At 41.8% G+C, this 24,398-nt stretch carries 23 protein-coding genes; 5 read left to right on the forward strand and 18 right to left on the reverse strand.

Going from position 1 to position 24,398, the window contains the following annotated elements; translation table 11 throughout:
• Positions 1 to 29: 29 nt before the first annotated feature.
• Positions 30 to 854 (reverse strand): Ntn hydrolase family protein, encoded by an 825-nt coding sequence (locus tag RZO55_RS13450; protein ID WP_318064787.1) that lies wholly within the window; start codon positions 852 to 854, stop codon positions 30 to 32.
• 197 nt (positions 855 to 1,051) lie between these two features.
• Positions 1,052 to 2,401 (reverse strand): alanine/glycine:cation symporter family protein, encoded by a 1,350-nt coding sequence (locus tag RZO55_RS13455; RefSeq protein ID WP_318064788.1) that lies wholly within the window; start codon positions 2,399 to 2,401, stop codon positions 1,052 to 1,054.
• A 150-nt stretch (positions 2,402 to 2,551) separates the two neighbouring features.
• On the opposite strand from RZO55_RS13455, the gene RZO55_RS13460 reads away from it, so the two are divergent.
• On the forward strand, positions 2,552 to 3,529 hold the full coding sequence (locus RZO55_RS13460; RefSeq protein WP_318064789.1) for a zinc dependent phospholipase C family protein: 978 nt from the start codon (positions 2,552 to 2,554) through the stop codon (positions 3,527 to 3,529).
• Positions 3,530 to 3,585: 56 nt separating this feature from the next.
• Here RZO55_RS13460 and RZO55_RS13465 read toward each other — a convergent pair whose 3' ends face one another.
• Positions 3,586 to 4,188, reverse strand: coding sequence for a hypothetical protein (locus RZO55_RS13465; RefSeq protein WP_318064790.1), 603 nt, complete (start codon positions 4,186 to 4,188; stop codon positions 3,586 to 3,588).
• Positions 4,189 to 4,476: 288 nt separating this feature from the next.
• Between RZO55_RS13465 and RZO55_RS13470 the strand changes: the two genes are divergently transcribed.
• Positions 4,477 to 6,000, forward strand: coding sequence for a BCCT family transporter (locus RZO55_RS13470; RefSeq protein WP_318064791.1), 1,524 nt, complete (start codon positions 4,477 to 4,479; stop codon positions 5,998 to 6,000).
• 146 nt (positions 6,001 to 6,146) lie between these two features.
• Here the strand turns inward: RZO55_RS13470 and RZO55_RS13475 are convergent, their stop codons facing one another.
• The 7 genes from RZO55_RS13475 to RZO55_RS13505 all read right to left on the reverse strand — a co-directional run bounded on the left by RZO55_RS13475 (position 6,147) and on the right by RZO55_RS13505 (position 11,922).
• Entirely contained in the window at positions 6,147 to 6,443 is a 297-nt protein-coding gene (locus tag RZO55_RS13475; protein ID WP_318064792.1) for a hypothetical protein, read from the reverse strand.
• A 129-nt stretch (positions 6,444 to 6,572) separates the two neighbouring features.
• Complete coding sequence (locus RZO55_RS13480) at positions 6,573 to 7,019, reverse strand: hypothetical protein (RefSeq protein WP_318064793.1); 447 nt, start codon at positions 7,017 to 7,019, stop codon at positions 6,573 to 6,575.
• A complete protein-coding gene (locus RZO55_RS13485) occupies positions 7,012 to 7,851 on the reverse strand; it encodes a LicD family protein (RefSeq protein ID WP_318064794.1) in 840 nt (279 codons plus the stop codon). The genes RZO55_RS13480 and RZO55_RS13485 overlap by 8 nt, the downstream gene beginning before the upstream one ends.
• 36 nt (positions 7,852 to 7,887) lie before the next feature.
• Positions 7,888 to 9,234: a lipopolysaccharide biosynthesis protein RfbH gene (gene rfbH / locus RZO55_RS13490; RefSeq protein WP_318064795.1), complete on the reverse strand. Its 1,347-nt coding sequence runs from the start codon at positions 9,232 to 9,234 to the stop codon at positions 7,888 to 7,890.
• A 25-nt stretch (positions 9,235 to 9,259) separates the two neighbouring features.
• The gene (gene rfbG / locus RZO55_RS13495; RefSeq protein WP_318064796.1) at positions 9,260 to 10,336 is read right to left on the reverse strand and encodes a CDP-glucose 4,6-dehydratase; all 1,077 of its coding nucleotides are present in this window, start codon (positions 10,334 to 10,336) and stop codon (positions 9,260 to 9,262) included.
• Between the two features lies 1 nt (position 10,337).
• Entirely contained in the window at positions 10,338 to 11,114 is a 777-nt protein-coding gene (gene rfbF, locus RZO55_RS13500) for a glucose-1-phosphate cytidylyltransferase (RefSeq protein WP_318064797.1), read from the reverse strand.
• Between the two features lie 25 nt (positions 11,115 to 11,139).
• Positions 11,140 to 11,922: a glycosyltransferase family A protein gene (locus RZO55_RS13505; RefSeq protein WP_336624295.1), complete on the reverse strand. Its 783-nt coding sequence runs from the start codon at positions 11,920 to 11,922 to the stop codon at positions 11,140 to 11,142.
• Positions 11,923 to 12,139: 217 nt separating this feature from the next.
• Between RZO55_RS13505 and RZO55_RS13510 the strand changes: the two genes are divergently transcribed.
• Positions 12,140 to 12,562, forward strand: a complete 423-nt coding sequence (locus RZO55_RS13510; RefSeq protein ID WP_318064798.1) for an Hsp20/alpha crystallin family protein — start codon at positions 12,140 to 12,142, stop codon at positions 12,560 to 12,562.
• Positions 12,563 to 12,631: 69 nt separating this feature from the next.
• On the opposite strand, the gene RZO55_RS13515 is transcribed toward RZO55_RS13510, so the two are convergent.
• The 4 genes from RZO55_RS13515 to thrC all read right to left on the reverse strand — a co-directional run bounded on the left by RZO55_RS13515 (position 12,632) and on the right by thrC (position 18,601).
• On the reverse strand, positions 12,632 to 13,660 hold the full coding sequence (locus RZO55_RS13515) for a M42 family metallopeptidase (RefSeq protein ID WP_318064799.1): 1,029 nt from the start codon (positions 13,658 to 13,660) through the stop codon (positions 12,632 to 12,634).
• 135 nt (positions 13,661 to 13,795) lie between these two features.
• A complete protein-coding gene (locus tag RZO55_RS13520) occupies positions 13,796 to 15,913 on the reverse strand; it encodes a glutamine synthetase III family protein (protein WP_318064800.1) in 2,118 nt (705 codons plus the stop codon).
• Between the two features lie 207 nt (positions 15,914 to 16,120).
• Positions 16,121 to 16,984: a class II fructose-1,6-bisphosphate aldolase gene (fba, locus tag RZO55_RS13525; RefSeq protein WP_318064801.1), complete on the reverse strand. Its 864-nt coding sequence runs from the start codon at positions 16,982 to 16,984 to the stop codon at positions 16,121 to 16,123.
• A gap of 132 nt (positions 16,985 to 17,116) precedes the next feature.
• The gene (gene thrC / locus RZO55_RS13530) at positions 17,117 to 18,601 is read right to left on the reverse strand and encodes a threonine synthase (RefSeq protein ID WP_318064802.1); all 1,485 of its coding nucleotides are present in this window, start codon (positions 18,599 to 18,601) and stop codon (positions 17,117 to 17,119) included.
• Positions 18,602 to 18,819: 218 nt separating this feature from the next.
• On the opposite strand from thrC, the gene sfsA reads away from it, so the two are divergent.
• Entirely contained in the window at positions 18,820 to 19,557 is a 738-nt protein-coding gene (sfsA, locus tag RZO55_RS13535; protein ID WP_318064803.1) for a DNA/RNA nuclease SfsA, read from the forward strand.
• Positions 19,558 to 19,572: 15 nt separating this feature from the next.
• Here sfsA and RZO55_RS13540 read toward each other — a convergent pair whose 3' ends face one another.
• Positions 19,573 to 20,232, reverse strand: coding sequence for a cyclic nucleotide-binding domain-containing protein (locus RZO55_RS13540; protein WP_318064804.1), 660 nt, complete (start codon positions 20,230 to 20,232; stop codon positions 19,573 to 19,575).
• Between the two features lie 100 nt (positions 20,233 to 20,332).
• Between RZO55_RS13540 and RZO55_RS13545 the strand changes: the two genes are divergently transcribed.
• A complete protein-coding gene (locus tag RZO55_RS13545; protein WP_318064805.1) occupies positions 20,333 to 21,250 on the forward strand; it encodes a DMT family transporter in 918 nt (305 codons plus the stop codon).
• 82 nt (positions 21,251 to 21,332) lie between these two features.
• Here the strand turns inward: RZO55_RS13545 and RZO55_RS13550 are convergent, their stop codons facing one another.
• The 3 genes from RZO55_RS13550 to RZO55_RS13560 are packed head-to-tail and all read right to left on the reverse strand — an operon-like array spanning position 21,333 to position 24,375.
• Positions 21,333 to 22,196, reverse strand: coding sequence for a TPM domain-containing protein (locus RZO55_RS13550; RefSeq protein ID WP_318064806.1), 864 nt, complete (start codon positions 22,194 to 22,196; stop codon positions 21,333 to 21,335).
• The gene (locus RZO55_RS13555) at positions 22,193 to 23,227 is read right to left on the reverse strand and encodes a zinc ribbon domain-containing protein (protein WP_336624296.1); all 1,035 of its coding nucleotides are present in this window, start codon (positions 23,225 to 23,227) and stop codon (positions 22,193 to 22,195) included. The genes RZO55_RS13550 and RZO55_RS13555 overlap by 4 nt, the downstream gene beginning before the upstream one ends.
• Entirely contained in the window at positions 23,206 to 24,375 is a 1,170-nt protein-coding gene (locus RZO55_RS13560) for an SPFH domain-containing protein (protein WP_318064807.1), read from the reverse strand. Before RZO55_RS13560 ends, RZO55_RS13555 begins: the two co-directional genes overlap by 22 nt.
• Positions 24,376 to 24,398: the final 23 nt, after the last annotated feature.

Here is a 24,398-nt window from a genome sequence, read left to right on the forward strand (position 1 = left end):
GCCCTGTTATTCAGAAATCGCCATGGTTTTCACTTATATAAGCTAATAAGGTCATTCACGCATATTTCTTCATTTGTAATTTCAATTATATTATTGCTTAAGAATCCATCCAATGATTGGATTGTTTTATCGGTAATTGAGATTTTCCATTTTTTGCTTAAATCTTTTTTAAAACTAATATAAATTTCATTTTTTATTGGTTCATATACTATTGAACACAGAGTATTCTCCTGACTAGTTTTACTTAAAACTTCAAAGGCTTCATTTATTCCAAAGCTATGAATATTATTATCAATATATTCATGAGCACAAATATATCGATCTGCACCTATACCATACACTTTATTATATTTTACTTCCTTAAAATCCCCATTTGGAAAATTAGTCATAATAATAAAATCCTTATGAATTGGCGTTACTATATTTGTTTCATTACCTTCTTCCAGAATAAATGCATCACCAGTTTTATCAGCGATAATAGTATGTAGCCCTAAATCGGGGAATAATGGATTTCTAGGATACGAGAGTACTCTTTTATTAAGAATTTCAAAAAATTCAGATGCTTTTCTTGTTTTCTTTAGCGCCTCATCAAAAGAGTCAAAAGCAAACCAATCATTTTCGTCACAATTTGATTTAAAACCAGGACTATATTCTACTGCTTGAGTACAGATAAAAAGACCCTCACTATTAAAACCAGCGATATCCCTGTATTTGTTATCCATTAAGCTTGAAAAGTAAAATAAGTTTATATCATTATAACTATAGACTTTTAGTTTTAAATCAATATCATCAGTATCGAAATTCATACCGTAAATAGCCTTTTCTTTACTGTATACTGCAAAACTTGTACACATTTTGGAACCTCCTCTTAATATGTAATTTTGTCATAATATGCTTAGAGTACCATTGGCTTCACCACTTTCTTAATCTTCTGTCCATATGATATCACCAGTCATCTCAATCGTTCAACCTACAACATTTTTCTGAATCAAAATTGTACCACTAGTTTTGCAGCCGATGGAAAAGAATATGAGTTTTCCCATATTATACACTACTGCGGAACTCTCACTTCCTTCATAAGAAATATAAGCGCAATTATATTAGGAACTGCCATAAGCCCATTCCAGATATCGGAAAATTCCCAGACTGTTTCAAGCTTCGCCAGGCATCCCACAAATACCGCGCACAGATAAAGAACAGTATAGATCTTTCCTCTTAATATCCGCTGCAGCAGATAGAGACAATTTCGTTTTTTCAGACTTTCTGCCAGATAGCCCGCTGCCTGCTTTCCAAGATAGTACCAGGCTATGATGGTGGCAAATGCAAACACCAGCATGGAGCCGGAGACCACATATTCTCCAAGACCGCCCAGACGTTTAGAAAAGCTGTACGCAGTGAGTGCTGCACCGTCATAACCGGATCCGGCTGCATCTCCTTCTGTCATACATAGTATGACAAATGCTGTCATGGTACAGATAATAACGGTATCAAAAAACACTTCAAACATCGCCCACATTCCCTGTTTTTCCGGTGTCGTATTCTCCGCTGCTCCGTGTAAAACCGCCATGCTGCCAAGGCCCGCTTCATTGGAAAAGACTCCGCGGGAAATGCCGTATTGAAGACTTTTGCTGATTCCAAATCCGGCAGCTCCTGAAAAAACGGAAACAGGCCGGAACGCATCCTTAAAAATAATTTGAAAAATATATGGAATTTTATCATAACAGGACATAATAACAACCATGGAAAACAACATATAAATTCCGGAAGCCAAAGGTATCATTCGTTCCGATACGAAGGCGATCCGGCTGATTCCTCCTAAAACGACGAGTAAAACCAGGCCGGTCAGTAAAATTCCGGCTAACGCAGTTGGAACCTGAAAGGAATATTTCATTGTTTCCGCAATGGAATTGGACTGGACCATACTTCCCATACCAAGTGATACCATGATGCAGAGAAAGCTGTATATCATTCCCAGTACCGGTAGCTTTAATCCTCTTTCCAGATAGACCATGGGACCGCAGATCCATGCCCCATTCTGATCCCTGTAGCGGTAGCGGATACCTAACATTGTCTCCGCATACCCTGTCATCATACCGATGCCCGCAGATACCCACATCCAGAAGATAGCTCCCGGACCTCCCGCTGTAAGTGCAGTAGCTACACCAACGATATTGCCAGTTCCTATGGTAGCTGCCAAAGCAGTGCAGGCCGTCTGAAATTTCGTTACATCTCCTTTCTCCTCATCCTCTTCTTCCTGTATACTACCGATAGTCTGTTTCCACCAATAGGTTAGTTTTCTGATTTGAAAAAAACCAGTTTTTACCGTATAAAAGATTCCGATTCCCAGAAACAGGACCAAAAGCCAGGGGCCCCATACCAGTTCATGTATGTAATGAATCATTCCTATTACTCCTTTATTGTCCTCTTTATCACATATTCCATCTGGGAGGATTGTATGAAAATTTCCATTCATTTTTATACAAATTTAATTTTACTATGATATAATCTTATTATGTGATGTACTATTTACAACAAATACGAGGTGAACAATATGCCGGGTTTTACCACCCACTACTTATTAGGTGTCAAGGCGTACAATACTATGCCGGGTACTCCGTTAAAACGAATTATTTCCAAATACCGCTGGCTCTATCAGCTCGGTCTCCAGGGTCCGGATATATTTTTCTATAATATCCCTATTCTCCGACACAGGGATTACCGCAACGTAGGCTCCTATATGCATGAAAATCATGTGAACAGCTTCTTCGTTAACAGCTTGAACCACATTGCTTCCATCGAGTCCAGGCAGCAGAGAGAACAGGCCATCGCATATATGAGTGGCTACTTCTGTCATTATATCGGAGACTCCATCTGCCACCCCTATGTATACGGAAGAATTGAATACGATATTAAGAATTCCGGAAATTATTATCATGGGCTTCATGCCATGCTGGAGAATGATATTGATGCATTATTATTAATGATCTATAAAAAGAAAAAGCCATCCCAGTTTAATCAGGCAGCTACCATCTGCTTAAATGGCCAGGAGATGCAGTTTATCTCCGGCTTTTTATCAACCTGTATTAATGATACCTACTATCCACTGAATTACCGCAATAATTATCAGGTTACCCCCCGCATGGTATCACGCTCCATCCTTGCGATGCGTTTAGGCTGCCGGACACTGGCTGACCCGAACAGCCGTAAGAAGAACAGCATTGAATTTGTGGAATCCCTGTTCCTTAAAACGCCTGTTGCATCACGGAAACTGGTTACTGATATTACCTCTGATCCTGTGATCACATTTAATCTGAATCATGAGACCTGGTGTAACCCCTGGGACCGGAGACTTGCCTCCAAAGCGTCTTTCCCTGAACTGTTTCATCAGTCTATGGCAAAATGCGGGAATGTATTTTTCCGGTTAAACGAAGAATTGACCTCTCCGGTTCCATTAAACAGCCTGGATCATAACAAACTTCTGCGAGAGCTGGGAAATTATTCCTATCACAGCGGACTTGCCGTAGATTAAAAAAAGCATGGAACATAGCGCCTGACGCGTTTTGTTCCATGCTTTTTTAACTGTTTTTACTTAGAAGCCTGTGTCTCCTCCGCTTCTGTTTCTGTTTCACTCTCATCTGCTTGCTCTGTATCGTCAGCTGCCGTTGTTTCCATCACAACCGCACCTTCTTTCGGTACAATTTTTTCGTCAGAACCTTTTGGAATATCCATATCAACCAGCCAGTACTGCTTCTTATTCATAGTATAATCCGGCATTACAATCAAATGCAGATCATATTGTTTAAAAAAACCTCCATATGAGGTCTCACTTGATCTCTCATAGCTGAAATCCTGATCAGCCGCTACATCATTCAAATATCGCACCGCTGCATTTGCAAATGTAACCGCTTCTTCCGGAGTCGTTCCTTCTTTAACAACCAATGTTAAATCAAGACTCTTTTCCTTTGGCTCCATGCTGTAGTTGACACTGAGAGCCATAGGATAGGCCTCATTATCCACAAACTCTTCATCCATATCATTTCCAATCTGAGTCCAGTCCAGTACAATTCCCTGCTGTGTTTCAAAAACAGGCTCCGCAGGACCACCTCCAGCAAGAATATGGCTCTGGGTACAGCCAGTTAAAAGTATGGCTGATACGGCAAATATCATTAGCACTTTGTTCCTCATCATAATATCCTCCTTAATGAACATCACCATTATATCCGATCCAGACTTTTTTTTGTAGTGCTTTCAGCAAAAAGTCAGAAAATCTTCACAAATTCATCAGACTTTTTGCTGGCATTAACGGCTTATTTTTCCTAAGATTCCATGTAATATATCAAATTATTTTTTTATGCCTGTACTTAATTTTAAAGTCATAATTTTATATGATTCAGCCTTGCATTTTTGTATAGTCCGTGGTATTATGTTCAATAATGAGTTTTAAATATATTTTTTGAACTTCGAAGGAGCCATAAGATGAACAACAAAGAGAATTTATCATTGATAAAGAAACTAGATATTATGACTACCCTGGTACCGTTTGCAGGGATTGTTTTATTATGCATTTTATTTCTTACATACCCCAAAGCCTCCGGAGCGGTATTAACCTCTATACGTTCCTTTCTGGGAGATGAGCTTGGCAGCTACTACCTGATTATCGGGCTGATTACGTTTTTCTGCTCCCTCTATATGGCATTTTCCCGATATGGAGCAATCAGGCTGGGAGAGTGTGAGAAACCTCTGTATTCTAATTTTAGATGGGGAGCCATGATGTTTACGGCAGGGCTTGCTGCCGATATCCTGTTCTATTCCCTTTGTGAATGGCTGCTTTATGCAGGGGAACCTCACATGAAGGAACTAGGCTCCGTACAGGACTGGGCTTCCACCTATCCTCTCTTTCACTGGGGTCCTATTCCATGGAGTTTTTATCTCGTTCTTGCTGTTGCCTTTGGTTTTATGCTTCATGTTAAAAAACGGACGAAGCAAAAATATTCTGAGGCATGCCGGCCAATCCTTGGTAAACTGGTAGACGGACCTGCTGGAAAACTGATTGATCTAATTGCTGTTTTTGCTTTGCTGGCTGGGACTGCCACTACGTTTTCCCTGGCAACGCCTCTGCTTTCCATGGCAGTCAGCCGGGTAACCGGGCTGCCCGAATCCAGATTTCTTACCATCGGAATACTGGTTATCATCTGTGCTGTATATACTGTTACGGTATATTTCGGAATGAAGGGAATTTCAAAGCTTGCTGAATCCTGTACTTATTTATTCTTCGGACTTCTGCTTTACGTTCTTATAGGCGGCGGACAGGCAAGATATACCATTGAAACAGGAATCACAGCAATTGGAAACCTTACCCAGAATTTCATCGGCCTGTCCACTTGGACTGATGCACTGCGGACTTCATCCTTTCCCCAGAACTGGACGATCTTTTACTGGGCATATTGGATGGTATGGTGTGTGGCCACTCCGTTTTTCATCGGTACCATCAGCAAGGGTCGCACGATTAAGCAGACGGTTCTGGGCGGTTATTTCTTTGGTCTTTCCGGAACCTTCACTTCCTTTATTATATTAGGAAATTACAGCCTTGCACTGCAGACGAAAGGAATCCTTGATGTCCTGGGAATCTATCAGTCAACCCAGAATCTTTATCAGACCATACTGGCAATCCTTGAAACGCTTCCTTACTATAAGATGGGCCTGGTGCTTCTGGCTGTTACCATGATTGCGTTTTATGCAACGTCCTTCGATGCACTGACACTGGTTGCTTCTTCCTATTCCTATCGGGAGCTGCCTGACAACGAAGAACCCCATAAGCACGTGAAGCTGTTTTGGGCCATTCTTCTGATGTTATTTCCAATTGCACTTATTTTCTCAGAAAATTCAATGGCAAACTTACAGACGGTATCTATAATCGCTGCGTTTCCCATCGGCATTATCATACTTCTTATTATCTTCAGCTTCTTTCGGGATGCGAAGGAATATTTAAATCAATCCTGAAAAGGGAGTGTTGCAAAATAATGGTAAATCTTTATAATCTCATATCAGGAGCAATGCAAAATTCCTCCAATATGTAGCTAAACAGATGAAACGATTCATTTATGAGAATCAAGCCTCCCATTTCTAATGGAATAAACAGTTGAAGTCTACCTTTTTTTATAATGATTATTATTTGCAACTCGGTCAACTACTTTTTTTATAAAGTTAAATATCCTTGCCCCAACATAAACACATATATAAACGATTACAAAATCCATGAGTAAATGTGATAAATCAATATTCATAGAACGGATAAATGATATTTTCATATCATCAAAATAAATATACCTATATGGAAAACCAAACGCCTTTTCATATCTATCATTAAAAGACCAATAGTAAGGAAAAAATATTGTTGAAACAATTAAGAAAATAGCAGAAACCTTTGTGTATAATTTATTCATAATCTTTGTCCTCATATAATATATTTAATAGACTCTACTAAACGTTAGCAGAGTCTATTAATTTTGTATATTCGCTTTTAAAAAGTATTGTAATCGTTAAAAGTATTTATCTCCCATTATCAGTTTCTATCAAAGGATATGTATAACCACTCTATCTGAATCTTTTCCTTTCGCTCTTGTTGTTTGCTTAATAGTCCGTTTTTGCTGTTCCAAATCATTTTTATATCTAATGTTAGAATTATTTATATCTTGCACCTTTTTATTATAAACCTTTGATAAGTAATTATAAATCTCATCATCTGACATTGAGGAATAAAAAATCAAATCCTTTTGTGAAAGAATATCTGTGCTAAATACAAGTTTAGGTTTAGTGAAACATGGCTTTATAGTCATTGTACCATCATCCGAAAATTTATAATCAGTTACACTTTTAGTCGCTGTTTCATTAAATCTCTTAATTTGGTTTTCAACTCTACGTTGTATACTCTGTTCAGAAGCAAAAGTATCTGCACCAAAATTCCATATTTCCTTGTTTGAGTTCAATATAGTGTTGCAGCAGCCATTTTCTCTATTCATAAATCTGAATTTCCGTGCTGGAGTGAGTGGGCACCTGTTTTTCCGCAGGTGGAAGTTTTTTATAATCTCCGTAAATCCAGGTAAGAACTTCATGCCACCCCTTTGGCGCCATCAATTTCGTATCTTCAAACTCCAGGTCCACGGTTTCCTCACACCATTCTTTCTTTAACGTCACATATAAATAATCAGGCTGATAATTACTGTAATAGCGCAGACCGCTTTTTCCCTTCCGGTCTTTGACAGCCGCCCAGTACTGAAGCTTTCTTAAAACGTTCATGGGAATCAGCTTACCTGTCAATGCCAGAATGCCTACGCATATTCCGTTTAACAGACTGTATTTTTTTAAATCAACCTTATATCTGTGACCCATGGCAAGACCATATATCACAGTATGAAGCAATAAAGTGACGGTTGATGACAATTTGTTTTGGGGCAGCTCATCTATGGTAAATAAATCCACCCAAAGATGATTTAATCTGCCTTCATAATACTTCATTTCATCTGTATTGTCATGGGTTCTGCTTTTCTTATAGATAATTCTGGCTGTAAAATCATAAAAGGCCTTCCCTCCCCGCAGATCCTTTGGTTCGAGAAGCTCCATATCATCCGGAAGTTCCGATCTCACTACCTGCAGAAAGGTCTGATAATCAGGACGTGTAAATGCCACATCTGCATCGTCATCCCACGGAATAAATCCCTTATGCCTTACAGCACCCAGAAGAGTTCCTGAATCCAGTAAGTATTGAATCCCATGCTTCCTGCAAATCCGGTCTATCTCTTTTAGAATCTTCAGGTTTGCCTGATGCACCTTTGTCAGATCATACTCCTTCATAATTCCTCCATTCTGACTGAGACAGAAAAACGATGCCTAAGCCTGCTGGTTTAAGCCTTCCTTTATGGTTTTTGCCATATAGTCAATCATGTCATCTGTCATGCCCGGATAAACACCAATCCAGAAGGTATCCTCCATAATCCGGTCCGTATTCTTTAAATGACCCACAATCCTGTATCCACTGCCTGACTCCCGCATCTGATTGAAGCAGGGATGCTTGGTTAAATTTCCTGCAAAGAGCATTCTGGTCTGAACACCTTTTGATTCCACGTACTGAACCAGCTGGTTCCTGTCAACGCCTTCTTTACATGTTATAAGAAATCCAAACCAGCTTGGTTTTGAGCCAGGACAGGGTTCTGGAAGAATCAGCTTGTCCTGTGTATCTTTCAGCGCTTCGTAAAGACGGCTGAAGTTATGGCGTCTGCGTTCCACAAAGGATGGGAATTTTTCAATCTGCGCACAGCCAATAGAAGCCTGCATATCCGTCGCCTTTAAATTATAACCAAAATGAGAATAAACGTACTTGTGGTCATACCCAAGCGGTAACTCTCCATACTGGCGGTCAAAGCGGTGCCCGCACAAATTGTCCGTTCCGGAAGGGCATACGCAGTCACGGCCCCAATCACGGAAGGAACGGATAATCCGGTTTAACAGGGAATCGTTGGTGTATACAGCACCACCCTCTCCCATTGTCATATGGTGAGGCGGGTAAAAACTGGAGGTTCCAATATCTCCGATGGTTCCCGAAAAACGCTCTTCCCCATCTATTGTATAAACGGTACCAAGTGCGTCGCAGTTGTCTTCCACAAGCCATAAATTATATTTATCGCAGAACGCTTTAACTGCAGATAAATCGTATGGATTACCCAGGGTATGAGCGATCATAACTGCCTTTGTCTTATCAGAACGCGCCGCTTCTAACATCGTCACATCAATATTGTACTGGGGAATGGTCACATCAACAAAAACCGGTACTGCACCATATTGAATTACTGGATTCACCGTAGTGGGGAATCCGGCTGCTACAGTAATCACTTCATCTCCTCTTTTGATCTGACGCTCCTTTAAAAGCGGAGAAGTAAGTGCCATAAATGCAAGTAAATTGGCTGAGGATCCTGAATTAACCAGAGAACAGAACCTTACATTTAAATATTTAGAAAATTTCTTTTCAAATTCATCCGTATAGCGGCCGGAGGTAAGCCAGAACTCCAAAGAGCTGTCTACCAGATTGACCATTTCCTTACTGTCATATACTCTGGAAGCATAGGGGATTCTGTCACCATCTTCAAAAGGTTTCTTCTGATTGTGATAAGTATCACAGTATTCCTTTACAAGTGCCAGAATTTCTTCCCTTGCTTCTTTTTCTGTTTTATTATTGATCATAGAATAAATTTCCTCTCTTACACTATTAATTAAAGAATTCGCCAATCTGCCGGTCCATCACAGTTATCATATCCGATCCGGCCAGATACTCTCTGGTCCATTCCACAGTCTTATTAACAGCTTCCTTCACTCCATATCTGGGAGTCCAGCCGAACACCCTCTTTATCTTCGAGCAGTCCAGCTTTAAAAAGTTCGCTTCATGGGGGCCTTCATCCGGTTTAGCGGACCATGTAATCCCCTGTCCCCATGCCTCGCAGAACAGATTGGTTAATTCGCCGGTTGTAACACAATCCTTATCATCAGGACCAACATTATAGTATCCCTGGTAAGAGGAATCCTCATACTGTTTCATGGCGATGGTCATATAAACAGCCAACGGCTCTAAAACATGCTGATAAGGTCTTGTGGAATCAGGATTTCTTAAAATAATTTCCTGATTTTTAATGGCAGAACGGATACAGTCCGGAATGATTCTGTCATTAGCAAAATCTCCGCCTCCTATGACGTTGCCAGCCCTTGAAGTGGAAATCGCCGTTCCTCTGCCGGAAAAAAAAGATTTGGCATAACTGTGAGTCACCAGCTCAGAACAGGATTTACTGTTGGAGTAAGGATCATAGCCATCCAAAGGATCACTTTCCCGGTAACCGTATTCCCATTCCTTATTCTCATATACCTTGTCAGTTGTTACATTAAGAAAAGACCGGACGGTCTCGGTAAGTCGGACGCACTCTAAGAGATTGACCGTACCCATCACATTGGTCTCATAAGTGTAAACCGGGTCTTTATAGGAATCTCTTACAATGGGCTGCGCCGCCAGATGAAATACAATTTCCGGTTTTGTATCCTGAAAAACATTTTTTAAATGTTCTAGATCCCTGATATCCCCAATTACAGAATTCATCTGCCCGGATAACCCTGCTACTTCAAACAGAGCAGGATCGGTTGGTGACTGAAGTGAATAACCGGTTACCTTAGCACCAGCTTTTAACAGCATACGGCTAAGCCACGCTCCTTTAAAACCGGTATGCCCGGTAAGAAGTACTCTCTTTCCATTATAAAATTCAGAAAATTCCTTCCATCGGTCCTTTGTTCTGTTCTCCATATTAATTCTCCCATATCTTCCAGGGCGCATTCCCTGACTGCCATAAATCTTCTAGTTTTTTCATCTCTCTCTGGGTGTCCATACATTGCCAGAAACCGGTATGGTGGAAGCTCATGAGCTGCCCTTCTTCTGCCAGTCTCTGCAAAGGTCTCTGCTCCAGTACTGTGGAATCGTCTTCCAGATAAGAGAAAATCTCCGGATTGAGTACCATAAAGCCACCGTTGATCAGGCTTGCATCTGTCTCATCCTTTTCTCTGAATGAACGGACAACATCCCCCTCATCAATGTCTAACACACCCTTTAGCTGGGCAATGTTAACCGTTGTCATGGTTGCTGTCTTTCCATGATTTTCATGGAACTTTAAAAGCTCATTTAAATCCACATCACAGACCCCGTCACCGTAGGTAAGCATAAAGGGTTCGTCTCCGATGTAGGGCTGAATACGTTTCACCCGCCCTCCAGTCATGGTGTTCAGTCCCGTATCCACAAGTGTCACCTTCCACGGTTCTGAATAATTATTATGTACCTCCATGCTGTTGTTGGCAAGATCAAATGTTACATCTGAGGTATGCAGAAAATAATCTGCAAAAAATTCTTTTACCACGTACTGCTTGTATCCCAGACAGATCACAAAATCATGGAATCCAAATTGGGAATAATATTTCATTATATGCCATAAAATTGGCTTTTCACCTATTTCAATCATTGGCTTTGGTTTTAAATGGCTCTCTTCACTGATTCTGGTCCCAAAACCTCCTGCTAATAATACCACCTTCATTGCACTGCTTCCTCCTGACATTCCTTTATTCATATTCGTGATAAGCCTTACGGTAAAAATGCATCAGCACCTTAACAACCGGTTCCGGCCACATCTTTCTAAACATCTCCGTCTCTTCCTTTAAACGGCTGTTGTCTTCTATCGCCGCCTTTGTCGCCGCCGCCTCATGAACCCGGTAGGAAAGAAGCGGTCTCTCCACACAAATAAAGCGGCCGGGCAGCTTAGACAGCTTAAAGAGCGTATCCCAGTCCAGGGCAAAATGATAAGGGGAGGTAAAAAGAGGTTCCCCCAGTTGTTCTTTATTATATGCACAGGCAGGACAGCAGATGGAATTTCCAAAAAGCAGGGCACTTTTTTTTACCCAGGATAAATGACTGATAGAGCGCAGGCGCAAAGGCAGACGCAAAATCCGTTTAATCAATTCAACCGGCTCAAGTACTGAAGGCCTGTCCTTTTTTAATACGGTATAACCGCCTGTAAACAAAGTCATGTCCGGATACATTCTGTAACAATCCAGAAGCTTCTTCACATAATCCTTCTGATAAAGATCATCCTGATGGGCGATTGTTACAAATACGGCGTCTGCCATGTAATAGGCGAAATTCCAGTCATCCCTAATGTTGCTTTTTTCATGCCTGATAAAAAGAGAAATCCCATACTTGTCTGCCAGTCCACTTATATAGGAACTGGGCGTTGAAGTACATAGTATAACATCGGATTCCGTACTCTGGGTCATAATAGATCGGATACAGGATTCCAAATAAGGAGAATCCCTGTAAGCGCAGATTGCAAATGCATGTGGTTTCATTATTTACCTCTAAGAATCAATTGTTTTAGTCTGGGTATGATTATATCATAAAAACAATCAAACTTACTACCAAATTCATTATTTTGAAAGAAATTACCTGTTGCCTATTCTAAACTTTTTATAAAATTAGCACTCACCTGTTGACAGTGCTGAAAATGCGTGTTATATTACACATATAACAATTAAACATTTTTTTTGAGGAAAGGAGATATGACCTATGATGATGCCTAGTATTTTTGGAGATAACTTATTGAGTAACTGGATGGATTTTCCGTTTGACCGTTCCTTTTTCGGAACGAAAGAAACTATGAAAACAGATGTACGGGAAGTTGATAACGGCTATGAACTGGATATCGATCTTCCAGGTTTTAAAAAAGAGGATATCAAAGCCCGTCTTTCAGAGGGTTATTTAACTATAACTGCTGCAAAAGCAGAGAACAAAGAGGAAAAGGACCAGAATGGCCGCTATATCCGCAGAGAACGTTATTCCGGTAGCATGAGCCGCAGTTTCTATGTTGGGAATGGTCTGAAAGAAGAAGATATCCATGCTAAATTTGAGAATGGAATTCTTAAGCTGTCTGTTCCCAAAAACAAGAAAAATGAGATTGAGCAAAATAATTACATCTCCATTGAAGGCTAAAGAGGTATTGAGGGCTGTTGTAACACTGACAATCAAGTTAGTGTTACAACAGCCCTCTTATTTTAAGTATTAAATCACTTCTATATAGGCCTCAACAAGCTTTAACGTCTGCTCCATTCCTTTTACATGCGTCCGTTCTGTTCCATGGGAAGCATGTACCCCCTGTCCAATCAATGCAGCCCTGATGTTGTGACCTCCGCGTATTGCAGCTCCTGCATCTGAACCATAATGAGGGAACACATCTACTGCGTAGTCTATATTCTTTTCTTTTGCAAGAGCGATGAGGCGGTTTGTCATCTCGTAATCATAGGGTCCGGATGAATCAAGGGCGCAGATCGATACCTTACGTTCATCTCCTGATAAATCATCTCCAAGTGCTCCCATATCCACAGCAATAAATTCTTCAATATCCTCCGGTATCCAACTGGCACCAAAACCAACCTCTTCATAGTTGCTGATCACAATCTTTAAAGTCTTTCTGGGTTTTATTCCAGATTCTTTTATATCCTTTAAAACGCCTAAAAGAACTGCGACTGAAGCTTTGTCATCTAAATGACGGGATTTGATATAGCCGCTGTTGGTATGTACAAACATGGGATCAAAGCTCAAGTAATCACCAGGAGCAATCTCCAGCTTTCTTACATCTTCTTCGCTGTCAACCATCTCATCCAGACGTACTTCCATATTCTTTGGTTTTCTCTCCAAAGTTCTGGCATCGTCATAGGTATGAACTGACGGCTCCCTGGTCAGAATCGTACCGGTATAGGTCTTCCCGGTTCTGGTATGGACTTTGCAATACATGCCTTCTATCGACTCCATCATAAATCCGCCCACAGGAATTATAATGAGCATTCCCTTTGAGGTAATAGATCGCACCATGGCTCCCAGGGTATCAACATGAGCGGATAAGCCTAAAACCGCCTTCTCTTCTCCCGGAACTTCAATGATTAAGCCGCCTTTTTTATTATAACAGGTGTCATATCCAAACCCTGCTGCCTCCTCCTCTACTGCTTTTTGCACTTGTCTGGTATAGCCGCTGGGACTTGGGATATTCACAATTTTTTCCAATATGGTTGTTACATAAGTCATGGTTTCCATAATATCTGCCTTCTTTTCTTGTTTTTTCTATTTTAGCAGATCTATAAAAGGAAATCTACTTAAGAATAAGGAAAAAGGCTGCAAAGCCCAGACGGATTAACCGTATCTGGCTTTACAGCCTGTATTCATTGTTTATTATACTTCAAATATCAGATCGCCGTAGCTTGGAAGCGGCCAGAAATCCTTATCCACAATCATCTCCAGCTTATCTGCCGGATCACGAAGTGCTGCCATAGCAGGAACTACTTCGTTGTGGTAAGCAGCAGCCTGCTCTTTGTTCTCTCCGATTGCTGCACACTTGTCAGCGATATCAACCAAAGCGGAAAGTGCTACCTTCATATCAGACAGATATGCGCTTACCTCAGTCAAAAGCTCTTCCTGTACGCTGGTATCTGCAGTCGGACATGCTGTTTTTACCTTACTAAGAGAATCTGCAAGAACTGTTGTATATTTTATAACTGACGGAATGAGCTGTTTGCCAGCCATATCAATCATAGTTCTTGCTTCAATATTAATAGCCTTTGAATAGGACTCATATTCAATCTCAACGCGGGATTCCAACTCAGCCTTAGTAAATACCTTGAACTCCTCAAACATGCTGATAGATGCGTCGGTGGTAAGTGCAGGAATTGCATCAACCATTGATTTAATATTAGGAAGTCCTCTTCTCTCAGCTTCTACTACCCATGCATCTGAATAACCATTGCCGTTGAAAATTACTCTCCTATGTGCTGCCAGCTGCTCTTTAATCATATCATGTACAGCCGTATCAAAGTCTTCTGCTTTCTCAAGTATATCTGCTGCTTCCTTAAATGCCTCTGCTGTAATGGTATTTAATACAACGTTAGGTGATGAGATGGAATCAGAAGAACCTACCATACGGAATTCAAATTTATTGCCTGTAAATGCAAATGGTGAAGTTCTGTTTCTGTCAGTTGCATCTTTGAATAAGTCTGGCAGCGTCTTAACGCCTGTCTTTAGCGTACCGCCGGACTTGGAGTGAGTTGCCTCACCTGTGCTGCAAAGCTGGTCTACTACATCCTCCAACTGCTCGCCGATGAAAACGGAGATGATTGCAGGCGGTGCCTCGTTTGCACCCAGTCTGTGATCGTTACCAACATCTGCTGCAGACTGACGGAGAAGTTCTGCATGCTTATCAACTGCCTTTAAGATACAGGATAATACCAGTAAGAACTGAATATTTTCATGTGGTGTCTCTCCAGGGTTTAATAAGTTAATGCCGTCATCACTGGTTAAGGACCAGTTGTTGTGCTTACCGGAACCATTCACGCCTGCAAATGGTTTCTCATGAAGCAGACAGTTTAATCCGTGACGGCCTGCCACCTTCTTTAAAGTCTCCATAACCAGCTGATTGTGATCAACTGCTACGTTGGACTGTTCATAAATTGGTGCCAGCTCATGCTGTGCAGGTGCAACTTCATTATGCTGGGTTTTTGCAGGTACTCCAAGTTTCCAGAGTTCTTCATTTACTTCCTTCATATACGCTGCAATTCTTTCACGAATGGAACCAAAGTAATGGTCTTCCAGTTCCTGACCCTTTGGAGGCATTGCACCGAATAAGGTTCTTCCGGAGTAAATTAAATCTTTTCTCTGTAAATATTTTTCATGATCAACCAGGAAATATTCCTGTTCCGGTCCAACAGAAGGTGTTACTCTCTTGGATGTGGTATTACCAAACAGTCTTAAGATTCTTAAAGCCTGCTCATCAACTGCTTCCATTGATCTTAAGAGAGGAGTCTTTTTATCGAGCGCTTCTCCTGTATAAGAGCAGAAGGCAGTTGGAATGCAAAGAGTTACGCCGATGGCATCTTCTCTTAAAAATGCTGGAGAGGTGCAATCCCATGCAGTATATCCTCTTGCTTCAAAAGTTGCTCTTAACCCACCGGAAGGGAAGGAGGAGGCATCAGGCTCGCCTTTTACAAGTTCTTTTCCGGAAAACTCCATGATAACCTTTCCTTCTGATGTAGGAGAGGAGATGAAGGAATCATGCTTCTCGGCAGTAATGCCTGTAAGCGGCTGGAACCAGTGTGTATAGTGAGTAGCGCCTCTCTCAATTGCCCAATCTTTCATTGCGTGAGCTACAACATCAGCAATAGAAGGATCCAGTTCTGCACCGTCTTCAATGGTTTTCTTTAATTTTTTGAATACGCTTTTTGGCAGACGCTCTCTCATAACGGTCTCGTTAAAAACATTCTTACCGAACAGCTCGGCTACATTCACAACTTCGCTCATAAATTATCCATCCTCTCATATTAATTTCCACTTAATAAAATTAAGTCTAATTGTTTTTTTTAGTCTCCTCATTATCTGAATATGCGCATAAATCAGAAAAGGCGCCCTCCTGTCATAAGGAGAACGCCATCGTTCTTAATTAAAATAAACCATTTTCCTAAAAAAATCAAGTACTTTTAGAAAAAAATATTAATTTTAATATGTTTTCTATGCTTTTCCAATGGAACCGAATAATTCCATCTTTTCTTTTACAGTTGCCTTAATGGCTTCTGTACCTGGCGCAAGAAGCTTACGTGGATCAAATCCCTTACCCTCTAAATCTTTGCCTGCTTCAATATATTTACGGGTCGCTTCTGCAAATGTAAGCTGACATTCTGTATTCACATTGATCTTAGCTACGCCAAGGCTGATAGCCTTTTTAATCTGATCTTCCGGAATGCCTGTCCCTCCGTGAAGAACCAGAGGCATATCGCCTACTTTATCTTTTACAGCTGCAAGAGTATCAAAGCTTAAGCCTGCCCAGTTTGCCGGATATTTGCCGTGAATATTTCCAATTCCTGCTGCCAGCATGGTTACGCCTAAATCAGCGATCTGCTTGCACTCATTCGGATCTGCACACTCACCCATACCAACTACGCCGTCTTCCTCGCCGCCGATGGAACCAACTTCCGCTTCAATGGAAATGCCCTTTTCATTGCAAACCTTTACAAGCTCTGTTGTCTTTTCCACATTCTCTGCGATTGGGTAATGGGAACCATCAAACATAATTGATGAGAAACCAGCCTCAATGCACTTATAACAACCTTCATAAGAACCGTGATCCAGATGAAGTGCTACCGGTACGCTGATCTTTAATTCTTCGATCATGGCCTTAACCATAGCTGTTACCGTTTTATAACCTGTCATGTATTTGCCAGCGCCTTCGGAAACTCCCAGAATAACCGGAGATTTCAGTTCTTCGGCTGTCAGTAAAACAGCTTTTGTCCACTCAAGGTTGTTGATGTTGAACTGTCCAACAGCGTATTTTCCATCTCTTGCTTTTTCAAGCATCTCTTTTGCTGAAACTAACATATCACAGACCTCCATATTTTTTATTGACTTACATTTTTTCATTATATACCATTTCCCGATATTTGGAAAGGCTATTTTTTACAAGATTGTATTTTTTATAACAAAGTTACATTTACTTTCAGGAACTTTACGTTAATCTAAAAAGCCCATAACAGCCTCTTTCATTGAATCCCGGCTGCACTCGGTCTGATGAAGAACCGGTGCGGTGCGGATCTCTTCAACTGCCTGCGGTATATCAGTTCCTGATACCTCTGATAAACGATCAATAATCTTAAATTCATCTTCTTCAGATTTCTTACCTTCCAAAGCTTCTAGAACATTTCCGGAAAACTTATATGGACTGGCTGTGGAGGCAATAACTGTTCTGGTCTCATCTTTTGTCCGTTCTTTATACTGATGATAAACAGAGGCAGCAACGCCTGTATGAGTATCAATCAGATATCCGGTGCAGTCAAACAGCGCTTTTATTGTTCTTTGATTTTCTGCTTCTCCTGCAAATCCACCAACAAAGTCTTCCATAAACTTTCTCATATCCGGTGTAACCGTATAGCTGCCGGTTTCCCCCAGCTCTTTCATAAGTTCTGCATTTTTCTTAGCATTGCATCCGGTGCTTAAATAAATGAGACGTTCTAAGTTACTGGATATCAGGATATCCATGGAAGGAGAACTGGTAAGAATGAATTCCCTGTTTCTGTCATAGGTCCCTGACTGGAAGAAATCATAAAGGACTTTGTTCTCATTGGAAGCACAGATTAATTTATCAATAGGCACTCCCATCTGTTTTGCAAGATAAGCGGCTAAAATATTACCAAAGTTACCAGTCGGAACAACCACATTAATCCGCTCTCCCTCTGATATCTCTTCCCCTGAAAGCAGTTTTCCATACGCATACACATAATATACCACCTGCGGCACAAGTCTTCCGATGTTAATGGAATTGGCAGAAGAAAGCTGATATCCCATCTCCTCCAGCTGAGCAGCAAAGTCCCTGTCACCAAAGATTTTTTTCACACCAGTCTGCGCATCGTCAAAGTTCCCGTGTATTGCCGCAACATGGGTATTCTTACCCTTCTGGGTTACCATCTGAAGTTCCTGGACACGGCTCACTCCGTTTTTTGGATAAAAGACGATGATCTCGGTTCCTTCTACGTCCGCAAAACCAGCCATGGCTGCTTTTCCCGTATCGCCTGAGGTAGCAGTCAGTATCACAATCTTATTCTTTACCTGATTCTTCTTTGCAGCAACAGTCATCAGATGAGGAAGTATGGAAAGCGCCATATCTTTAAATGCTATGGTACTGCCATGGTATAGTTCCAGATAGTATGCACCGTCTGCTTTTGAAATCGGAGCAATCTCTTCGGTATCAAACTTGCTGTCATATGCACAGTTTATACAAGTTTTTAATTCCTCCTCTGTATAATCGGTAAGGAACAGCTTCATAACTTCATAAGCAGTTTCCTGATATGTCAATGTAGAAAGTTCTTTCATGGTCTTGTCAAGCCTGGGGATAAAGCATGGCATAAACAATCCGCCGTCTGCTGCCAGCCCTTTTAAAATCGCCTGGGAAGCCGTCACATTGGCCTCTCTGCCTCTGGTACTCTGATAGGATAATTCCATGGTATCGCGTTCCTTTCCTGCTCTCTCTTAATAAGTATGAATCAAAAAAACCTTGCCAGCATTGTAGCACACTTTAATCCCAGGTGCAAGAAAAAACAGCAAAAAAGTTTTCTTATTGCGGACATATGTTTTTGTGCAATGGACACTCTTTGAAGTTTGCAACTCCTGTGATGATGTGATAAGATACTGTGAGAACTACAGAAAGGAGAGCTGTTTCATTGAACTATTCATATATTGTAAAGGGCAGTTTTATTAACCGGCCCAACCGTTTCATAGCTTATGTTCAGATATTAACAGGAGAATCAAAGGGAAATACCGTGGTATGTCACGTAAAAAATACAGGCCGGTGCAAAGAGCTTTTACTGCCGGGTGCCACAGTACTCCTTCAGTATCATCCGGAAGCTTCTGTCCTCGGCAGAAAAACAGAATATTCTCTGATCGGGGTCTTTAAAATGAGGGAAGGGGATACTCTGTTAATCAATATGGATTCCCAGGCTCCCAATCTGGCCGCATATGAGTGGCTCCTTGGCTGTGGATCTGTCTGTGAAATCAAAAGAGAAGTCACCTATGGTCAGTCTCGTTTTGACCTGGCTTTCCAGTTAATTGAAAAAGAAGAATCTGGAAATATAAGACATATCCCCGCATTCATGGAGGTAAAAGGCGTAACTTTAGAGGAACATAACCGCGCTCTTTTTCCGGATGCCCCCACAATCCGGGGAATCAAGCATATTGAAGAGCTGATTCATGCTAAAAAAGACGGATATGAAGCGTATCTTCTCTTTCTAATCCAGATGAAGGGAATGACGGGCTTCTCTCCCAATGAAAGAACCCAGCCGGAACTGAAAAAAGCGCTGCAAAAAGCCGATGCAGCAGGAGTCCATATCCTGGCATATGACTGTCAGGTTACGGAAAACTCAATGACTGTAGATCAGCCGGTTCCTGTTTATTTAGACTGACCAGATCTTTATCCCTCACTCCAGATAAAAATCCGGAGTGCGGGACAAAAGCTCTCCACGGTCAACAATCCGGTAAACCCTGTCTTCCTTTCTTATTACACCGTCCCTGCAAAGCGTATTTATAATACGAAATGTCTGACGGTAACTTGCTCCAATGGACTTAGCCGTGTCTGCCAGCGTTTCCAGAAAAAATCCTTCCTGCTCCGTAAACAGAATATACGCACACAGCCGTTCTTCACAGGAATGAAGAGCTGTAATCACACTCTTCTTAGAACTTCTTAACAGCTTTGACGCCAGTTCTCTTCCTATATCATTGACAAAAAGAAGATTTTGTTTTAGTTTTTCTTCGTATTTTCTATATGGAAGCCCAATGCAGATAAACTCAGTTACAGCACGGATGGTGGCATTTGCTATATGCGAACCCGTCATTAACTCCACATCTCCTATAATCCCTTCAGAGATATAATAGCAAAGCAGAAAATCTTTTCCATCTGCAGACGCAGAGCAGACTTTTGCTTTTCCTGAAACCACCAGAAGGAAATATTCCATATCCCTGCCTTCCTGCAGAATTAGTTCCCCCGGCATAAACCGAAGTACAACGGAATCGTCAAGATCCATGTCTGACAAATGAAAATGTGAAATCAGACGTTTTATCCGCTGCTCTGTGATATTCATCTTCATTGGCCTCCTTATCTTTTTTTGAAAGTATGACATATGTCATACTGCTTTGTCAACGGGCTGTGGTATCCTTAAAACCGAAAACGGAGGTAATATTATGTATAATTTTCTCTCACTGCTTGCCGGCACAGTCATAACTTTCATGATTGCTGTCAATGGAGGTCTTACCGCACAGTACGGTGTATTTGGAGCAGCTGTTATCATTCATGTGGTTGGGGTCTTATTTGCATTTTTTCTGCTTAAGATTCTTCCTTCCCAAAGCCGTAAAAAGGCCGAAAAAATTCCATATTGGCTGTACACCGGAGGAATGATCGGTGTGCTGACTACTGCATTCAGCAATTTTGCTTTTGGAAAAATCAGTATAACAGGAATAATTGCCTTAGGACTTCTGGGACAGGCAATCGCTTCCCTTGTTATAGATTGGCTGGGTCTCTTTGGAATGACGGCATATCCGCCCAAAAAGCATACACTGGCCGGGCTGGTACTGGCCTTTCTTGGCATTGCCGTCATGCTGAGCCACTCTTTCTATGGAACAGCTTTTCCGGTTCTTATTTCTCTTTTAAGCGGAATTACTGTGGTACTCTCCCGTACCGTCAATGCAGGCTTATCGAAACGGACCGGAGCTTTAAAAGGATCCTTTATCAATCATCTGGCAGGTCTTCCCGTAACACTGATCCTGCTCTTCCTTTTAGGAAGAAAAGAACCCATATTTGATAATTTTATTCCTTCAGCCCACATCTGGATCTACTTTGGAGGAATCCTGGGAGTTGTCACAGTTCTTCTTTTTAATGTGACAGTCCCCAAAATACCTGCCTTCCGGCTTACACTTTTAACCTTTTCCGGACAGATTTTTACTGGAATATTGCTGGATCTGATCACACGGAAAGGTTTTTCTGCGATTACCTTTTGGGGCGGTCTTCTGGTAGCCGCAGGTGTCGGAATTACCATGGCAGGAGAACAAATTTCTTTGCTTCTTTTAAATAAATCTTCTGTCTCCGGTAAAGCCAACTTATAAGTCAAAACAGGATAGAAGCTAAAAAGCTGCGTTGTATACAGACTTTTCTGCTTCTATCCTGTTATTCTCCTGAATCTTTCTGTTAAAATTTTCTTCCCCCGCCCCCCATGGTGCGTCCGGAAGATGTATGGGTGGTGCTTCTGCCGCCGGAAGACATTCCTCCACCGGATCCTCCGTTTCCTCCATTATTGCGTGGTACTATGACATGGGTAATGGTCTTGTTAATTAAGTTATCATTTTGAGCGGAGTAGCTGAATTCACAGTTAGCTCTGTAAGCCAATAGTGCAACTCTGGCTCTTCCTCTCTCTTTTTTCATGGAATACTGGCTGGTGACACCGCCACAGACTGCCGCTGCCGCCGCTGCCGCTGCCAGTATAGCCAATGCAGCTTCGTACCACTCTATGCTGCGGTAAACACTGATTTTCCCCGTTTCCTTGTCGTAGTTATACTGGCCTCCCGGTATCCCTGCCCGGTAGTATTTAATCACTCCGTCAAGGTATATTCTGGCACAGGCTGCGTACTCGCCTCCGCTGATCGCTTCATATGCATCGTCCAGGATCGCATTCCACCTTTTATCCGTCAGAAAACGGTTCATCTTACCAACAGGCAGAATATACATCTCCCGGTTATCCATATCGATCAGAAACAGCACGCCCCGGTAGTCACTTCCTTTTCCGAATTTTCTCTCAATATAGAAATTCTCTGCATAATCTTTGGCAGATTTACCTCCGGTATCCTGGGTTGTTGCTATCACCACATCCATATTCATCTCTTGCTGCATGGACTGTATGGTGCTCTCAAATTCCTCTTTCTCTTTTGTTGTAAAAAGATCTGCATCATCAAACACTCTTGACTGGGCCGCATACACCCCTGTGATGCCTCCAATGGAAATAAGTACAAAAAACAGAAGCAGAAATACTGCTGATAATACTCTTTTTATCCTCATACAAAATACCCCGCAAGCAGCAGCAAAAGACACACTGGAACGAACACTTTGGCAAACAGAAGCATCAGCTTTCCTTTGTCAACCGGAAGCTCACCGCATACCTTTCCGGTCTGTCCGTTGATGGTAAAATAATAGATCCGGTCTCTGGCCTCATCTCTGTACGTAAGTGTCCATACCGGAAGCAGTGCATATTCCCAGCTTTCATCCTCCAGCTGGATATCCTGATTCCGGACTCGAACCGAATCATATGAGGTAATGCTGTTACGGAGTGTATCTTCCGCAAAGTTTCTGATTTCCATCTTTACCTCATCTGTAAATTCCTGCTCCTCCATATCCCGTCGTTCTGCCACAAAACCTGAAAGATATCCCATGGTGAAAGGCTTTAATTTGTCGGTCTCAAAAGGCAGAACTCCTTCCGCCAGCTTACGGTTTGCTTTCTTTAGTGCATTGCGCGGTACATATCTTACAGACATGTCACCGGAACGCAGAACTTCATATGTCTGCGTTTCAGTATATCTTCTGTCACCGCTGACCCAGACCCTCACCCGGTCCGCACTTGCCTCCAGGCTCCCTTTTGTAAGGCAGCTGTAAAGAAGATATGGAAAATAGACACCTGTGATTTTTTCAATCTGCTCCTCACTGTAAAATGCCTTGGGAACATAGCGTTTCTTCTTCATCCAGTCCCGGAAGATTCCCACTGCCTCTTTCTTATCAAGAGAAAAGGGAATAACATAATCCGGGTGGAATTCCCCGCTCAGTTTACCAGATAAAATGACCGGATTATGACAGTAATAACAAAAGGATGCTGCAGTAGTGTCGTCGGTTACAATTTCAGCTCCGCAGCTGGGACAGTTATACAATAAAGTCTCTCCCTTTGATTCCTTTTCCTCATTCAGGAGGGCATTTTCAGCAAATTCAGATAAACAGTATTCACAGGCATATTTCTGCTTTTGAGGATTAAACTTTAACGGTCCCCCGCAATTAGGGCACTTATAGGAGATCGCCGCACTCATGGTCTTGGTTTTCCGCATTCAGAACAGAATTTTCCAGTATTAACAGTTCCACACCCACAGGTCCATGGGCCTTCCGTTTTTTTGTTTCCGCATTCCGGACAGAATTTTCCAGTGTTAACACTGCCGCAGCTGCAGGTCCATGTCTCCTGTGCAGCTGCCGGTTTCGCCGGCTGATTCATCTGCATCTGGCTGATATTGGCTGCAGACGCAGCACCCATAAAACCGCCTGCTGTATTCATTCCCATGCCCATGCCCATAAATCCGGCCATAGCGCCGTTTGCATTGCTTCCGGCTGCCTCTAATCCTCTGGCTGCAGCTCCCTGAACATAGCCTTCCCGCACGCCGGGATCGCTTAACATGGCTCCTTGATTTCGCATCTGGATCAGAGCCTTGGATTCTTCATCATAGGAGATGCTTGCAATTCCCACAGACTGTATTTCCATTCCTCTGCCGGCTCTCCACTGGTCATCCAGCACATCCGCCATATACTGTCCCAGTTCTCTTCCTTTAGAAGCTACGTAGGAGATGCGGATTCCATCTGCTGACATCTGATTGATGGAAGACTGAAGTGCTTCTAAAAATTCCGATAAATACTGTCCATTGATATCGTTAACCTCAACATGGTCTGTATTCTTTGGTACAGCCTCTGCATAAAATAAGAAAGGATCCGTTACTTTAATGGAATAAGTGCCATGAGCTCTCAAAAACAGCTCTGCATTATAAAACTGATCAAAATAATTAATTGGATTGGGTGTTCCAAACTTAATCCCCTTGATTTCCTGAAGATTAATAAAGTAAACTCTCTGTGATGTAGGTGTCTGGCCTCCGAAACGCACACGGTCAAAGGATTCACTGATGGCTTCTTTTAGCTGTCCGTTAAAAAGGGACGGCATGGATGAATTCTTTACAGTAAAATAGCCTGGCTCTCCTGTATAGTCAATGACCTTTCCTCCATCAACCAGAAGCATAAACTGATTCGGATAAACATGAATGACAGACCCGTCAGATACTGTATTATCTGTACTCTTTGAATTAGATCCTTTGCGAACCTTTACCCCGCTGGTAAATACGGTCTGATCTCCCATACTGCCTGCCTCTATTACTTCAAGCCACTGGTCTGCCAGTGACCCTCCGATTGCTGAAGTCAATGCTTTCACAATTCCCATTCCGATTCCTCCTTTAGAGTTTT

This window comes from Clostridium boliviensis (assembly GCF_033342255.1).
In the GTDB taxonomy this organism is placed as follows: domain Bacteria; phylum Bacillota; class Clostridia; order Lachnospirales; family Lachnospiraceae; genus Lacrimispora; species Lacrimispora boliviensis.